Annotated in this window: 15 protein-coding genes; 4 read left to right on the top strand and 11 right to left on the bottom strand. The window is 43.9% G+C overall.

Annotated elements, in window-relative coordinates; all coding sequences use genetic code 11:
• Positions 1-11: 11 nt before the first annotated feature.
• Complete coding sequence (locus ACUN2T_RS03750; protein WP_445496318.1) at positions 12-491, top strand: helix-turn-helix domain-containing protein; 480 nt, start codon at positions 12-14, stop codon at positions 489-491.
• Positions 492-1,012: 521 nt separating this feature from the next.
• Here ACUN2T_RS03750 and livF read toward each other — a convergent pair.
• The 5 genes from livF to ACUN2T_RS03725 form a co-directional block, all read right to left on the bottom strand.
• Entirely contained in the window at positions 1,013-1,714 is a 702-nt protein-coding gene (gene livF / locus ACUN2T_RS03745; RefSeq protein ID WP_445497796.1) for a high-affinity branched-chain amino acid ABC transporter ATP-binding protein LivF, read from the bottom strand.
• A 2-nt stretch (positions 1,715-1,716) separates the two neighbouring features.
• On the bottom strand, positions 1,717-2,490 hold the full coding sequence (gene livG / locus ACUN2T_RS03740; protein ID WP_445496317.1) for a high-affinity branched-chain amino acid ABC transporter ATP-binding protein LivG: 774 nt from the start codon (positions 2,488-2,490) through the stop codon (positions 1,717-1,719).
• Positions 2,487-3,773 (bottom strand): high-affinity branched-chain amino acid ABC transporter permease LivM, encoded by a 1,287-nt coding sequence (locus tag ACUN2T_RS03735; RefSeq protein WP_445496316.1) that lies wholly within the window; start codon positions 3,771-3,773, stop codon positions 2,487-2,489. Before ACUN2T_RS03735 ends, livG begins: the two co-directional genes overlap by 4 nt.
• The gene (livH, locus tag ACUN2T_RS03730; protein WP_445496315.1) at positions 3,770-4,696 is read right to left on the bottom strand and encodes a high-affinity branched-chain amino acid ABC transporter permease LivH; all 927 of its coding nucleotides are present in this window, start codon (positions 4,694-4,696) and stop codon (positions 3,770-3,772) included. The genes ACUN2T_RS03735 and livH overlap by 4 nt, the downstream gene beginning before the upstream one ends.
• A gap of 61 nt (positions 4,697-4,757) precedes the next feature.
• Positions 4,758-5,870 (bottom strand): branched-chain amino acid ABC transporter substrate-binding protein, encoded by a 1,113-nt coding sequence (locus ACUN2T_RS03725; RefSeq protein WP_445496314.1) that lies wholly within the window; start codon positions 5,868-5,870, stop codon positions 4,758-4,760.
• 388 nt (positions 5,871-6,258) lie between these two features.
• Between ACUN2T_RS03725 and panM the strand changes: the two genes are divergently transcribed.
• A complete protein-coding gene (gene panM / locus ACUN2T_RS03720) occupies positions 6,259-6,657 on the top strand; it encodes an aspartate 1-decarboxylase autocleavage activator PanM (protein WP_445496313.1) in 399 nt (132 codons plus the stop codon).
• Here the strand turns inward: panM and ACUN2T_RS03715 are convergent.
• The 5 genes from ACUN2T_RS03715 to ftsY all read right to left on the bottom strand — a co-directional run bounded on the left by ACUN2T_RS03715 (position 6,645) and on the right by ftsY (position 12,168).
• Positions 6,645-7,784, bottom strand: a complete 1,140-nt coding sequence (locus ACUN2T_RS03715) for a glycerate kinase (RefSeq protein ID WP_445496312.1) — start codon at positions 7,782-7,784, stop codon at positions 6,645-6,647. The two genes, panM and ACUN2T_RS03715, sit on opposite strands and share 13 nt — an antisense overlap.
• A 114-nt stretch (positions 7,785-7,898) precedes the next feature.
• Complete coding sequence (gene rpoH / locus ACUN2T_RS03710) at positions 7,899-8,756, bottom strand: RNA polymerase sigma factor RpoH (RefSeq protein ID WP_445496311.1); 858 nt, start codon at positions 8,754-8,756, stop codon at positions 7,899-7,901.
• A gap of 247 nt (positions 8,757-9,003) precedes the next feature.
• Positions 9,004-9,978, bottom strand: coding sequence for a permease-like cell division protein FtsX (gene ftsX, locus ACUN2T_RS03705; RefSeq protein WP_445496310.1), 975 nt, complete (start codon positions 9,976-9,978; stop codon positions 9,004-9,006).
• Positions 9,971-10,636, bottom strand: a complete 666-nt coding sequence (gene ftsE, locus ACUN2T_RS03700) for a cell division ATP-binding protein FtsE (RefSeq protein ID WP_445496309.1) — start codon at positions 10,634-10,636, stop codon at positions 9,971-9,973. Before ftsE ends, ftsX begins: the two co-directional genes overlap by 8 nt.
• Before the next feature lie 5 nt (positions 10,637-10,641).
• The gene (gene ftsY, locus ACUN2T_RS03695) at positions 10,642-12,168 is read right to left on the bottom strand and encodes a signal recognition particle-docking protein FtsY (RefSeq protein WP_445496308.1); all 1,527 of its coding nucleotides are present in this window, start codon (positions 12,166-12,168) and stop codon (positions 10,642-10,644) included.
• A 227-nt stretch (positions 12,169-12,395) separates the two neighbouring features.
• Between ftsY and rsmD the strand changes: the two genes are divergently transcribed.
• Both rsmD and ACUN2T_RS03685 read left to right on the top strand, forming a co-directional pair.
• Positions 12,396-12,980: a 16S rRNA (guanine(966)-N(2))-methyltransferase gene (rsmD, locus tag ACUN2T_RS03690; RefSeq protein ID WP_445496307.1), complete on the top strand. Its 585-nt coding sequence runs from the start codon at positions 12,396-12,398 to the stop codon at positions 12,978-12,980.
• Between the two features lie 23 nt (positions 12,981-13,003).
• Positions 13,004-13,267 carry a DUF1145 family protein gene (locus ACUN2T_RS03685; RefSeq protein WP_445496306.1) on the top strand — a complete coding sequence of 88 codons (264 nt, stop codon included), beginning with the start codon at positions 13,004-13,006 and terminating at the stop codon, positions 13,265-13,267.
• A gap of 119 nt (positions 13,268-13,386) precedes the next feature.
• Here ACUN2T_RS03685 and ACUN2T_RS03680 read toward each other — a convergent pair whose 3' ends face one another.
• Positions 13,387-14,577, bottom strand: a complete 1,191-nt coding sequence (locus ACUN2T_RS03680) for an MFS transporter (protein WP_445496305.1) — start codon at positions 14,575-14,577, stop codon at positions 13,387-13,389.
• Positions 14,578-14,594 lie beyond the last annotated feature (17 nt).

Below are 14,594 nucleotides of genomic sequence, written 5' to 3'. Positions count from 1 at the left end.
GGGTATTGAAAATGAGTGGATATCAAATTAAAGAATTACGGCAATCCAGAGCCTGGTCACAGGAGCAACTTGCTGAATTATCATCTTTAAGTGTCAGGACCATACAACGTCTGGAAAATGGCGAAAAAGCAAGTTTAGAAACGCTAGCCGCAATAGCATCCGCGTTTAATATAAAAGTGACAGATCTCTATTCCCCAGAAACCGACAAAATCACCCAAGAACAAGCTAAATCCATTGATAAAAAGCGAGATGAAATTCAGCAACAAGTTGCATTGGAGGCAAAATTTTATCGTCATTTAGTGAGGTTTATTATTATCAGCATTATCCTGTTGTTAATCAATTGGGTAATTAATTATACTATTTCATGGTCTGGTATTATTATTTTAATATTGGGTGTATTACTCCTTAATCGTTGGCTGAAAACTTTCTTTATTCATAAATATATAAATAGATGGAAAAACAAAAGAACCAATAAATTAATCAACAAATAATCATTATACTAAAATAATAATTTTAACTTTAAAGCCAAAAGAGAATGATTCTTCTGGCTATATTATTTAATAATTAACTGACATCTAAACCAAGAATTAAATAATTTATTGGTCGAAAAGTCATTCTCTTACAGAAAAATCAGATCATATTCAATTCAAACAGAGAAGAGCCTTCCACCCCACTTTTCATTACATTTTCAGGTATTAACAGCATATTTTCAGGAGAGAATGTTACTAATGGGTCGCAAATAATATAAGCCTATCTATAATGATTAGCCACACTACAACGTATATCAAATAGATATACAAAAGTAATTGACTTATCTCCAAAACAGCCTCTATTAATACGTGCGTCTAACCTAATCTGCACGCCCTATTAACCAATAGCCGCACTAGTTACCCCAATTCCAGATAATATCAAGCTTAAGGCATTATTAATGGAACCATCACCTTGGGAGAAATAACTTTTCCAGCACTGTTTACCAATGCACATAACACTCGCCTTTAGGCTGAGAAAGATATTACCCTCCCAAATACGCACTCCTCACGGCTTCATTAACCAATAACGCCGCACTGCTGTCTTCCAGTACGATCTTGCCGTTTTCCAAGACATATCCCCGGTCAGCCAGTTTTAACGCCTGATTTGCATTCTGCTCAACCAGAAAGATTGTCATCCCTTCTTCCCGCAACTGCTGAATGGTATCGAAAATCTGTATAATAATTATCGGTGCCAATCCCAGTGAAGGTTCATCCAGCAATAATAACTGTGGCTGGCTCATCAAAGCGCGACCTATTGCCAGCATTTGCTGTTCACCACCGGACATCGTTCCAGCCCGCTGATCTCGTCTTTCCTGTAACCGGGGAAATAAATCATAAACCCGTTCAATGCGCTGCTGATACTGAGTTTTGTCAGCAAAAAAGCCGCCCATTGCCAAATTTTCTTCCACTGTCATACGGGCAAAGACTCTGCGCCCTTCAGGAACAATCGCAATGGCCTCACGCATAATACGTGCGGTCGGCCATTGTGTGATATCTTTGCCACGAAAAATAATAGCGCCCTCAGTCGCTCTGGGTTCATTACATAACGTATTGAGCAGCGTCGTTTTTCCTGCGCCGTTTGCACCTATCAAAGTGACAATTTCTCCCCGTTGAATATTCAGACTCACCTGATGCAGCGCCTGAATTTCGCCATAGTGGGCAGATACCTGTTTGAATTCCAACATCATTAATACACCTCTCCCAAATATGCCCGAATAACGTCCGGGTTGTTGCGAATTTCTTCCGGTCGCCCTTGCGCCAAAGGTGTTCCCTGATTAACCACATAAATACGATCAGAAATCCCCATCACCAGTTTCATATCGTGCTCAATCAGCAACACAGAAACCTGATGATGTTTTCTCAGTCCAGCAATTAAGACATTAAGCTCTGCTGTCTCTTTCGGGTTCAGGCCCGCAGCAGGCTCATCCAGCATCAAAACTTCCGGGCGTGTTACCATGCAGCGAGCAATCTCCAGACGGCGTTGTTGACCATAGGCCAAATTACCCGCCTGTCTGTTTGCCAGTGGTAACAAGCCAATCCGCTCCAGCCAAATGACCGCTCGATCTACAGCCTCAGATTCCGCACGGCGGAATGCCGGCATTTTGAAAAGCCCGGAAAAAAAACCACTTTTCAAATGCTGATGCTGCGCTACTAATAGATTTTCAATCACCGTCATCTCACGGAACAATCGCACATGCTGAAATGTTCTGACAACGCCCATACGGGCAATAGCCTGCCCAGATAACCCTTCCAGATGTTTTTCCCGCAATTTTATTGTGCCGCAGGTCGGACGGTAAAATCCTGTCAGGCAATTAAAGATCGTGGTTTTCCCTGCACCATTAGGCCCAATAAGAGAGACAATTTCGCTTTGATTTAATATCAGGGCAACATTGTTAACCGCCAGCAAACCACCGAAGAGCATGGTCAGATCGGAAACCTGCAATAATGGTGTTGCATTCATGCCGATTCTCCTCCCTGAGGTTGGCTTTCCTGCCGTTTAAATTTAACATTATGGCGTTTCATCGGTAGCAATCCTTGCGGACGCCAAACCATCATCAGCACCATCAGGGCCCCCAGCAGCAGCATGCTATAGGCATTCAAATCACGCATCATCTCACGGGAAACCACCAACAGAATGGCCGCGAGAATTACCGCAGTCTGAGAACCCATTCCACCCAGTACCACAATCGCCAGCACGAAAGCAGATTCAGCAAAAGTGAAGGATTCTGGGCTGATGAAACCCTGCCGGGCAGCAAACAAGGTTCCGGCAAAACCGGCAAATGCAGCGCTGATAGTAAACGCAGCCAGTTTAATACGGGTTGGACTCAGCCCAAGAGAACGACAGGCAATCTCATCTTCACGCAGTGCTTCCCACGCGCGGCCTAATGGCATACGCAGTAACCGATTGATAATCAATACGGTCAGTATCACCAACAACAATACGACCAAATAGAGGAAAATAACCCGATCACTTGGATCGTATTTCAGACCAAAGAAGTTATGGAAAGTATCCCAACCGCCCTCTTTCACGTTGCGGTTAAATTCCAGCCCGAAGAAAGTGGGTTTTGGAATCTGGCTGATACCATTCGGGCCACCCGTTATTTCGGTATTATTCAATAGCAGAATGCGAACAATCTCGCCAAAACCGAGTGTGACAATTGCCAGATAGTCACCTCGCAATCGCAATACCGGAAAACCTAACAACAGCCCCGATAAAGCAGCCGTTAATCCCGCCAACGGCAAGCTCTGCCAAAATCCTAACCCGTAATAGTGGCTTAGTAAGGCATAGGTATAAGCGCCGATAGCATAAAAACCTGCATATCCAAGCACCAGCAACCCTGACAAACCAACGACTATATTCAACCCTAGCCCCAACATGACATAAATTAATGTCAGTGTCGCGATATCGACACTGCCACGGGAGACAATAAATGGCCAGGCAATCGCGGTAACAATAATCAATGCTGCCAGTAGTTTTTGTCCTTTACTTGAACCATCGAAATCCGGCAACGCCCAGCTTTTTACTGGCACTTTCTTTATCGTCTGCTGAACAACGGGACGCAATAGCTGGAACAGGAAAACAACCGTACAGCCGATGCCAATCCATAGCCATCGGACTTCATCGGCACGGTAAACAACCAACTTCGGACCATCCAGTGACAACTGCATCCCCATCATAAAAACAGCCAGAACAAATAAAGCGGCTGAAGCAATAATGGCATTAATCCAATTGGCATATTTCATACTTTTTCTACCTCTGGACGACCTAAAATTCCGGTAGGCATAAACAACAGCACAACGATAAGCAGAGCAAAAGAGACCGCATCTTTATATTCTGTGCTCAAATAAGCAGAAGTCAGGGCTTCAGAAACGCCCAAGATCAAACCGCCAATCATCGCCCCCGGAATGCTACCAATGCCTCCCAATACAGCCGCAGTGAATGCTTTCATGCCGGCCATAAAACCGATATACGGATTTATCACACCGTAAAACTGCCCCAGTAAAACACCCGCTACCGCTGCCATTGCAGCGCCGATCACAAAGGTTAAAGAAATAACTCTGTCAGTATTGATCCCCAGCAAACTGGTCATTTTCAGATCTTCCGCACAGGCACGACAGGCACGCCCCATACGGGAATAACGGATAAATATCGTCAGTACCAACATGGCAAGAAATGTCACTATCCAGATAGTCAGTTGCATTGCGGTAATACTGGCAGAAAACCCATCGCTTTCACCCAATAGCCACTGCCCGGTAATCAGACTTGGCAATGCCAGATCGCGGGAACCTTGTGACAAGCTGACATAATTTTGCAGGAAAATAGACATCCCAATTGCAGAAATCAGCGCAATCAGGCGTTTGGAATGGCGAACGGGTTTGTAAGCCACCCGCTCAATACTCCAGCCATAAGCGCTGGCAATCACAATTGATGTTAAAAAAGCAGCAGTAATCAGCAACCAGCCCAGATCAATTCCCATCATCATCAGAGCAGCAATCACAATAAAGGAGACATAGCTGCCAATCATATAAACTTCACCATGAGCAAAGTTAATCATCCCGATAATGCCGTAAACCATCGTATAGCCAATGGCAATCAAGGCATAAGTGCTACCCAAGGTAACCCCGTTTAACATCTGCTGTAAAAAATAGAGAAATTGCTCTGACATATCTTGTACCTCTGGAATAGCAGCCCCTGTCAAGCAGGGGCTGACGGCTATTCGGATGGCTTTACTTCACAGATGTAGAAGAACCGTCTGCATGCCATTCAAAAATGCCGAACTCGAACCCTTTCAGGTCACCAGCCTGATTCCAGTTCAGTGTTCCCATCACGGTATCGACCGGATTAGTTTTCAGGTCTTTCACCAAATCAGCAGGCTCCATACTGCCGGTACGGTTCATTGCCGTTGTCAGAGATTGCAGGGCGGCATAGGTTGTCCAGACGAATGGGCCCGTTGGATCTTCTTTCTTAGTTTTGATTGCATCAACGATAGCTTTGTTTGCCGGAACTTGATCGTATCGTTTAGGCAGTGTTACCAACATTCCTTCAGAAGCAGCACCGGCAATATTAGACAACGAAGAGTTACCGACACCTTCCGGTCCCATAAAATGGATATTCAAACCCGCTTGTTTAGCCTGACGCAGAATTTGTCCCATTTCAGGGTAGTAACCGCCGAAATAGACAAAATCCACATTTTCTTTTTTCAGACGGGCAACCAGTGCTGAGAAATCTTTATCACCGGCAGTAACACCTTCAAACAATACCGTATTGACACCCATTTTTTTCAGTTTATCGAGAACGGAACGTGCCAAGCCTTCACCATATTGCTGTTTATCGTGAACAATTGCCAACCGTTGAGGTTTGATCTTTTCAACAATATATTGCGCTGCCGTTGGGCCCTGATCAGAATCCAGCCCAGTGGTACGCAGAATCATTTGGTAGCCACGAGTTGTCAGATCAGCATTAGTTGCCGCAGGTGTAATCATAATGACACCTTCATCTTCATAGATATCAGATGCTGGCTGAGTCGATGAAGAGCAAAGATGACCGATAACATAACGAATGTTGTCATTAATCACTTTGTTAGCAACTGCAACAGCCTGTTTTGGATCACAGGCATCATCATATTCAACACCCACCAGCTTATCGCCATTAATACCACCTTTGGCATTAATATCCGCAATCGCCTGACGTGCACCAGTAAATTCCATATCTCCATACTGAGCAACCGGGCCAGACATCGCCCCCACAATCGCTACTTTAATCTCCTTTGCCCACAGTGAATAACTCATCACCATGGCAATACAACCGGTTAATAATGCTTTACCTGTTACGATTTTCATTTATTTATCCCCGTATTGTTATTGGCCTGCTGATTGTATTTGCCTTTAAGGTCTTTCATTATCTGGCTGGAAATCATGACCGTTTGTGATTAATGATTAGATAAAGTGATTTTTATTGATATGATTTTATTTTTCATGTTATTAAAATAGCATTTCATGCTTAAAATCAAATTGCAAAGGCAGCAAAAAGCATCAAATACAGAATAAAATACCGCCAGAAAGGGGTGTAATTTAGACTAATCATGGTGTGATATTCTGGTTAAATCTTAGTAAAGCAATCTTTAACTCGAAAGATCGATCGCGTTAAAAACATTTTTTCCAGTAACGTATAAAAATGGTCACACAACATTCTGACTGTTTATTCATCGACAATGGATATGGAAAAACCATGAAGTTAACTATTGAACAACTGACTGTTTTATCAGCACAAGATATGGTTGATTTGGGGAAGATCTGGCCTCAGCAAACGCCAGAACAATGGCAAATCCATCTAAAAAACGGCAATAAACTGTTCGCCGCCCGTTTCAATGACAGATTATTGGCCGCAGTAAAAATCACTTTCAGTCATCAATCCGGCTTGCTTGAAGATTTATGTGTTCGCGAAATAACACGTCGTCGGGGGGTGGGTTTATATCTGGTAAATGAATTAAAGGCCCGGCATCCTGCGGTTAAACAGTGGAAGCTCAGTCTCGCGAGTTTCCCAGATGCCAACGAACCGGCGTTAAAAGGTTTTATGAATGCCTGTGGTTTTCGTTATGACACCACTTCAAACTATTACTTGGGCTGACTCATCTTCCAGACGGCAGCCACATTGCGGGCTGTCACCCGCAAATTCTGATGCCCGCAAGCAAGAGCATCAGAAAGAGAACAAACGCCGGGCATAATTGAGAAAACAGCATCCAATCCATGCTCATGAACGACGTTATAGTCCTGACTCATACCACCAACCAATGCAATGGTTGGAATAGCATACTTTTTGGCGATACGAGCAACGCCGATTGGTGTTTTACCGTAAACCGTCTGGCTATCCATCCGGCCTTCCCCAGTAATAACCAAATCAGCACCTTGTACCACTTTCTCCAATTCCAACGTGGAGATAACAATATCAATTCCCGGTTTTAATTTCGCTTTAAGCCAACCAAGTAAAGGAGCCCCCATACCACCTGCGGCTCCCGTACCAGGTACATCCATAACCTTCACTTTTGTCAGGAATTCAATTTTTTCACCGTAATGACGCAAAGCAGCATCCAATGCTTTCACCATCTCTGGGGTCGCCCCTTTTTGAGGCCCGAAAATGGCAGATGCGCCAAACTCACCACATAACGGGTTAGTCACATCACAGGCAACGATAATCTCAGTCTGACTCAAACGAGGATCCAAACCAGAGAGATCGATTTCAGCGAGCTGACTTAAGGCGGCCCCGCCAGCCTTCAGCGCTTCACCACAATCATCAAGCAGACGAGCACCCAGTGCCTGCATCATACCGGCACCACCATCATTAGTCGCACTACCACCGATACCGAGGATTATCTTACTGACACCTTTATCTAAAGCAGACAGTATCAGCTCTCCAGTACCATACGTCGTGGTTATCAGCGGATTACGCTTTTCCATCGGAACCAGATGTAAGCCAGAAGCCGCCGCCATTTCAATAACAACAGTTTTTCCATCACCCAGCACGCCAAAAAAACTATCCACTGGCTGATTTAACGGGCCGGTAACCGGCAAGTGGATAATTTGCCCATCGCTGGCTGCCACCATTGATTCAACCGTACCTTCACCACCATCAGACATCGGCAGTTTAATGTATTCAGCTCGTGGATAAATTTCACGAAATCCCTGTTCTATCGCTTCAGCAACCTGCAAGGCACTAAGGCTCTCTTTAAATGAATCAGGTGCAATAACAATTTTCATCGGATTAGCTTGGTTGAAAACGCTGAAAGAAGGAACAAAAAGGGCGATAAATCATTATCGCCCTTTTTACTTATTCATTTTCATTGTGAATGCGTTAACGCAAAATCACTTTATTTATGCTTCAATTGCTACACGCAGTTTTTTCATGGCATTCTTTTCAAGCTGACGTACACGCTCCGCAGAAACACCATATCTATCAGCCAGCTCTTGCAGGGTAGATTTGTTATCATCATCCAACCAGCGGCAACGGATAATATCCTGACTGCGCTCATCTAAGCCTTCTATCGCTACCGATAATTTATCAGCGGCATGGTTTTCCCAGTTATCCTCTTCAATGCCGTCTGCAAAATCAGAAGCTTTATCCTGAAGATACAGAACTGGGGCAACCGGCAAGCCTTCCTGACTATCATCATCACCAGACATATCAAACGCCATATCCTGCGCTGACATACGAGATTCCATCTCACGCACATCTTTACTGGTCACACCAAGTTCTTTGGCGACCATTTCCACTTCGTCCTGATTAAACCAACCTAAACGCTGTTTAGTTTTACGCAGATTAAAGAACAGCTTGCGCTGTGCTTTAGTTGTCGCAACTTTAACAATACGCCAATTACGCAGTACATATTCGTGGATTTCAGCTTTAATCCAGTGAACAGCAAAAGAAACCAGACGCACCCCCACTTCCGGGTTGAAACGACGTACTGCTTTCATCAAGCCAATGTTCCCTTCCTGAATTAAATCCGCCTGGGGCAGGCCATAACCAGCATAACTGCGAGCGACATGAACAACGAAGCGCAGATGAGACAGAATCAGCTTCTTAGCTGCATCCAGATCTCCCTGGTAATGCAGCCTTTCAGCCAGTTCCTTCTCTTCCTCCGCTGTCAGCATCGGGTAGGTATTAGAGGCACGAATATAGCCCTCTAGACTTCCTTGAGGAACTAACGCTAAGGTTTGCATTTCTTTGGCCATTCAAATCCTCTCAAATTAGGGCTCAAGTCGTTAGTACAGATTACATCAGTGTTTATAAACCAATGCTCAACATACAGCGGTACAGTCTATCACCAGAATGTGCATATTCAAGTTACAGATGCGTGAGGCTGTAATAATTTCAGTACAGATAACATCCACCGTGGGATCACGGAACAAAAAATAACAGATTGTTTTATATTTATGCAAGTAACTTTATGTGTACCCGCCATAACAAACATTAATTCAATTATTCTGGCGTAAAGTGGTGCAAATGCTGAGTTGTCGCCAACCAGGCAGCTACCCAACCAATCATTGCGGAGATCAAAACTAGCAACAGGGATTCATCCCATGAAAGCCCATGTAAATTAAACGTCGTACCAAACACGCTGGCAACCTGTGTAACAACATCAGAGAGCTTCCATACCAATAGGGCAGAGAGTATCAATGATAACATCGCACCAAGCCCCCCTAACAAAGCGCCGCCATTGAGGAATGGACGCAAAATAAAACCATCAGTCGCGCCAATCAGCTTCATCACGTTAATCGTATCACGATGGCTGAAAATACTGAGACGCACGCTATTACCGATGACCAAAAACAACGCCATGACCATCAGAATACCAATCACTGCCGCAATCTGACCAACAAGCCCCGTCAACGCCGCCAAACGGGCAAACCAGCTATCATCCATTCGAACTTCTTCAATACCTTTGACCTGAGAAACCCGGTCACGCAACGTAGTCAACGTCTGTGAGCCCTGAAAATCAATTTTCGGCGTAATGATAGCGACGGCGGGTAGTGGATTCTCTTCCAGCATATCCAGCGCACCGCCAAAACCAGACCAAGTGCGGAACTCTGTCATCGCTTCCTGACGCGAGAGATAGTTAACATTATCCACACCATCAAGTGCTTTCAGTTCGCTTATTAATTTTTCAGCGCTGTTATCATCCAGTGATTTATCGAGATACACCGTCAATTGAGGGGTGGGATACCATTTTTCCGCAGCCTGGCTGACATTCTTCCAGACAATATAACAAACGCTTGGTAATGTCAGAGATATTGCAATAACCATAATCGTCAGCAGAGTTGCCAGTGGCTGACGCAACATATCTGTCAGCGCATTCATCCAGGCATGGCGCCACTGTTCACGCCATCCCCCTTGCAGCGCTTTACTTTTCGATCTTGTTACTTTCCCCGCGGCCTTACGCACATTTTTAACCATGATGCTCTCCCGCCATACGGCCCTGGCTCAGAGTCAGAATACGATATTTCCGTCGTTCAATCAGTGCCATATCATGGGTTGCCATCAGCACCGTCACGCCTACCCGGTTAAACTCTTCAAACAACCGTAAAATGCCCTCTGACAATTCACCATCAAGGTTACCGGTCGGTTCATCCGCCAACAAAACAGTTGGCTTATTCACAACTGCCCGGGCAATACCGACACGTTGCTGTTCACCCCCCGAAAGCTGAATCGGAAAATTTTTCGCTTTGTCCAGCAGACCCACTTTATCCAATGCCGCAGAAGCCCGGCGACGGATATCTTCAGAACTCGCACCTGAAATAATCAGTGGCATTGCCACGTTATCGTATACCGTCCTATCCAACAGCAAATGGTGATCCTGGAAAATCATACCAATCTGGCGACGCAGGAAAGGCACCTCACGACTCTTTAACCGGCTGATATCATGGCCTGAAAACCAGATATGTCCGGCGCTAGGTCGCTCAATGCCACAGATGAGTTTCAGCAAGGTACTTTTACCTGCCCCTGAGTGACCAATTAGAAATGCCATTTCCGCAGGGCGCAAATGAAAATTCACCCCTTGCAGGGCTTGCCGTCCCCCCAGATAAGCTTTACTGACCTGTTCAAAGCGAATCATGGTAATTAATCCTCTCGGGCAAAAAGTGCCTCTATAAAATCATCTGCCTTAAATGGTCGCAGATCTTCAATTCCTTCACCGACACCAATATAACGAATAGGAATTTCAAATTGATCCGCAATGGCGAAAATCACCCCACCTTTGGCAGTCCCATCCAGTTTTGTCAGTGAGATACCTGTCAACCCAACAGCTTCATGGAACAATTTAGCCTGACTTATCGCATTCTGGCCGGTGCTGGCATCTAATGTCAGCATAATTTCATGTGGTGCATCTTCATCCAGTTTTTTCATCACCCGGACAATTTTCTTCAACTCTTCCATTAGGTGAGATTTATTTTGCAAACGACCGGCGGTATCTGCAATCAGTACATCTACACCTTTAGCTTTAGCTGATTGAATAGCATCGAAAATCACGGAAGCGGGATCAGCACCAGTATGCTGCGCCACCACCGAAATATGGTTGCGATCCCCCCACACTTGTAACTGTTCAACCGCAGCTGCACGGAAAGTATCCCCGGCCGCCAACATGACCGATTTACCTTGCGCCTGGAACTGACGTGCCAACTTGCCAATTGTTGTCGTTTTACCAACACCATTAACACCAACCATGAGAATGACATACGGTGTTTTTCCTTCGATATCCAGCGGCTTATCAACTTTAGCCAGAATGCCAGACATCTCTTCTTTCAATTTGGCATACAATGCTTCCGCATCTTTTAACTCTTTACGGCTGGCATGATCCATCAAGCTGCCAATGATTTTGCGGGTAGTATCAACCCCAACATCCGCAATCAATAGCTGCTCTTCCAATTCATCAAACAGATCATCATCGATCTTTTTACCACTGAACAGGCGAAGAAAGCCGGAACCCAGATTCTGACGAGTTTTAACCAAACTGCGTTTCAAACGAGTAAAAAAGCCCTCTTTAGTGGGACGCTCTTGTTCTTTTGATATAGCTGGTTTTGACTGTTCAGCTTGTACCTGTTGTGCAGCTAATCTTTCGGTTTCTTCAACAAGACGTTGCTGTTCTGCCTGCTCTGCGGCTAATCTTGCTGCTTCTTCAACAAGGCGTTGTTGTTCCGCTTGCTCTGCGGCTAATCTTGCCGACTCTTCGGCAAGGCGCTGTTGCTCTGCCTGCTCTGCGACTAATCTTGCAGCTTCTTCAACAAGGCGTTGTTGTTCCGCTTGCTCTGCGGCTAATCTTGCCGACTCTTCGGCAAGGCGCTGTTGCTCTGCCTGTTCCACGGCCAATCTTGCTGCTTCTTTAACAAAGCGTTGTTGTTCCGCCTGCTCTGCGGCTAATCTTGCCGACTCTTCAGCAAGGCGCTGTTGCTCTGCCTGCTCCGCGGCCAATCTTGCTGCTTCTTCAACAAGGCGTTGTTGTTCTGCTTGCTCCACCGCCAATTTTGCAGTTTCCTCAGCAAGACGTTGTTGTTCCGTCTGCTCTGCTGCCAATTGTTCTTCTTTTTGCTGTTCTTCCTGACGGCCACGCCCGAACCAGGAAAAAAAGCCTCTTTTTTTCTCTTTTGCCATTAGCCACTACACTCCTCAAGGTTAAATCATGGCGTTATAACAGTGAATAATAACGAAATTAGATGCAGTCTAACATTTTCGTAGTAACGCAATACATATCAATCATGTATTTCATGGTAAATTAATGCCAGTAAGTCTTAACGCGTATTTCCTTTATCTGACATTTTCAAAAATATGTCTCGGTTATGCAGCACTATCTGATGACTAATTATTAAGTTATGTAAAATATGGCAAAAAAACCACAACGGCAATCTATAGGACAAATCCGCATTATTGGTGGAAAATGGCGAGGCCGGAAATTGCCTGTACCGGACAGCCCCGGGTTACGTCCAACCACCGATCGCGTCAGAGAAACCCTGTTTAATTGGCTGGCTCCAGTTATTCAGGAAGCACGCTGCCTGGATTGCTATGCAGGAAGCGGAGCGCTTGGATTAGAGGCACTTTCCCGTTATGCAGTACAAACTACACTTATCGAATATGAACGTAATGTAGCAAAACAACTTTCCGCTAATCTGGCTCTGCTCGGCGCTCAAAATGCCAAAGTTATTAACGACAGTGCGTCAAGCTATTTATCTCAACTGGGAACACCCTATAATGTCGTTTTCCTTGATCCACCTTTCCGTAAAGGAATGCTTGCCGAAACAATAAAATTGTTGGAAGAACGGCATTGGCTGGCAGATGAAAGCTGGATTTATGTTGAGGCTGAATCTGAATCAGCGGCGACTGATGTGCCTGTTAACTGGCAACTTCATCGCGAAAAAATTGCCGGGCAAGTGGCATATCGGCTTTATATCCGCTACTTACCCGCATAATTATTATCTTGGAGTACACACTGATGTTTATTCAACTGGGCAAACTGCTAATGGTCTGTGTTTGGGGATTTTTGATATTTAACTTAATTAATCCATTTCCTAAACCGTTGAAGTATTTTATCGATGTCGCCATGATTTTCATGGTGGTAATGCACGCATTTCAGATGTTGCTTCTGAAAGCCGGTCAACCCAAAGACCAAAAACTCTCTGGCCTGATGCAAACCAAAATTTTCTTTTTTGGTGTTTTTGAACTGCTGTCAATGCAGAAAAAACAGCAAAAAAAATAAACCAATTAGCGGGAAATGCTCACTTGTAGTCACAGGCAAACTGGCGAAAACGAATAAGCATAGATGCCACCGTTCATTCATAGCCGCCCGCTTATCTTACTCTGCGTTGGAAGAGATCCTTAGTGTGTTTGCCTGAACGATAATTTCAGGCTAAACACATAAAAAGAAATAACTATCGAAGACAAGATAATGAGTGAATATGACATTATTTGCCATCCAAAAGTTTCCGTAAGATATGCAACCACCGGAAAAAGTATCAAAACGATTAAACGAGAAAATGTCGATAATAAAGAGTCAAATGTTGACCTCAAACTGGCATCAAAATAGTCGTGATAAACAGCTCTCAGCCCCATTGTTAGATATTGATTACTACCAAACATAAAAATTAAAGCCACAGGTATTAAATATGGATAACGTTCCCTTCCTAACAGGCATATTCCGGTGGAAATAAACATCAAAAGGAAGCCAAACCAAATCAGTTTCTTATTATCACTGATTTTACTAATGATCCATCCTGCGACAGATTGAGCCATAAGAATAAAAACAAATAATACTCCATATGACAAGGAGTCGTTAACTCCACCAGAAAACCCATAAAAAGCATAAGGTTGCCAATACTGAAGTAATATTTGAAAGTACACTATATTTGAAACAACAGCGAAAAACACGAATAAGAAATCTTTACTTCCTTTAATTAAAAGAGAATATATTTCTTTTATATCATTTATTAACCCTGATTTTTTCCCATTTACTGATTTAACCTTTGATTCAGGAAGCAAAAAGGAAAAAAACATCAATATAAAACTACCGGTTCCGGCAAGAATCCATATCCATCGTGAATCTACATCACCTATTGCAGCGGCAATAGCAATAGCCATAGACATAGACATATAATGATGTTTACCGTTAATTCCCAGTATTTGATGAGTATCTTTACCACCTTCTGATTTATATACATCAATCAAGTATGAATTATATGTTCCACCTATTATCGTCAAAGAGATCGCGTTGAAAAATTCAGCCAGATAAAAACCATATAAGTGGGATGAAACACCCGTTAAAACAAGCCAAGCTCCACCAAAGAAGACAGAAAGAGATATCGCATATTTCCGGCTGATCCTGTCAGCAAGATAAGACGTTGGTATATCCAATATAAAAAAAACGCTGGCCTGCATGGTCTTCATTAAACCAAGATCGACAAGAGATACGCCTTTGCTTAAAAGATAAATCGATGAAGTAGCGCCAATGAGCATCCTCAAAGAATTAAAAATAACAGAATATGTTATTATTATTTTGGTTGAAGACCACATATATTACACCTTTCATT

Source organism: Photorhabdus machadonis, assembly GCF_052657765.1.
Note: the sequence above shows the minus strand (reverse complement) of the source record. Positions and strands in the feature narration are given on the sequence as shown.

Bases quoted from the DNA above. Each gene is read 5' to 3' on its own strand.
- ACUN2T_RS03735 (WP_445496316.1), bottom strand. From the start codon at position 3,773: ATGAAATATGCCAATTGGATTAATGCCATTATTGCTTCAGCCGCTTTA.
- ACUN2T_RS03715 (WP_445496312.1), bottom strand. From the start codon at position 7,784: ATGAAAATTGTTATTGCACCTGATTCATTTAAAGAGAGCCTTAGTGCC.
- ACUN2T_RS03725 (WP_445496314.1), bottom strand. From the start codon at position 5,870: ATGAAAATCGTAACAGGTAAAGCATTATTAACCGGTTGTATTGCCATG.
- ACUN2T_RS03685 (WP_445496306.1), top strand. From the start codon at position 13,004: ATGTTTATTCAACTGGGCAAACTGCTAATGGTCTGTGTTTGGGGATTT.
- livH (WP_445496315.1), bottom strand. From the start codon at position 4,696: ATGTCAGAGCAATTTCTCTATTTTTTACAGCAGATGTTAAACGGGGTT.
- panM (WP_445496313.1), top strand. From the start codon at position 6,259: ATGAAGTTAACTATTGAACAACTGACTGTTTTATCAGCACAAGATATG.
- livG (WP_445496317.1), bottom strand. From the start codon at position 2,490: ATGAATGCAACACCATTATTGCAGGTTTCCGATCTGACCATGCTCTTC.
- rpoH (WP_445496311.1), bottom strand. From the start codon at position 8,756: ATGGCCAAAGAAATGCAAACCTTAGCGTTAGTTCCTCAAGGAAGTCTA.
- ftsE (WP_445496309.1), bottom strand. From the start codon at position 10,636: ATGATTCGCTTTGAACAGGTCAGTAAAGCTTATCTGGGGGGACGGCAA.
- rsmD (WP_445496307.1), top strand. From the start codon at position 12,396: ATGGCAAAAAAACCACAACGGCAATCTATAGGACAAATCCGCATTATT.
- ftsX (WP_445496310.1), bottom strand. From the start codon at position 9,978: ATGGTTAAAAATGTGCGTAAGGCCGCGGGGAAAGTAACAAGATCGAAA.
- ftsY (WP_445496308.1), bottom strand. From the start codon at position 12,168: ATGGCAAAAGAGAAAAAAAGAGGCTTTTTTTCCTGGTTCGGGCGTGGC.
- ACUN2T_RS03680 (WP_445496305.1), bottom strand. From the start codon at position 14,577: ATGTGGTCTTCAACCAAAATAATAATAACATATTCTGTTATTTTTAAT.
- ACUN2T_RS03750 (WP_445496318.1), top strand. From the start codon at position 12: ATGAGTGGATATCAAATTAAAGAATTACGGCAATCCAGAGCCTGGTCA.
- livF (WP_445497796.1), bottom strand. From the start codon at position 1,714: ATGTTGGAATTCAAACAGGTATCTGCCCACTATGGCGAAATTCAGGCG.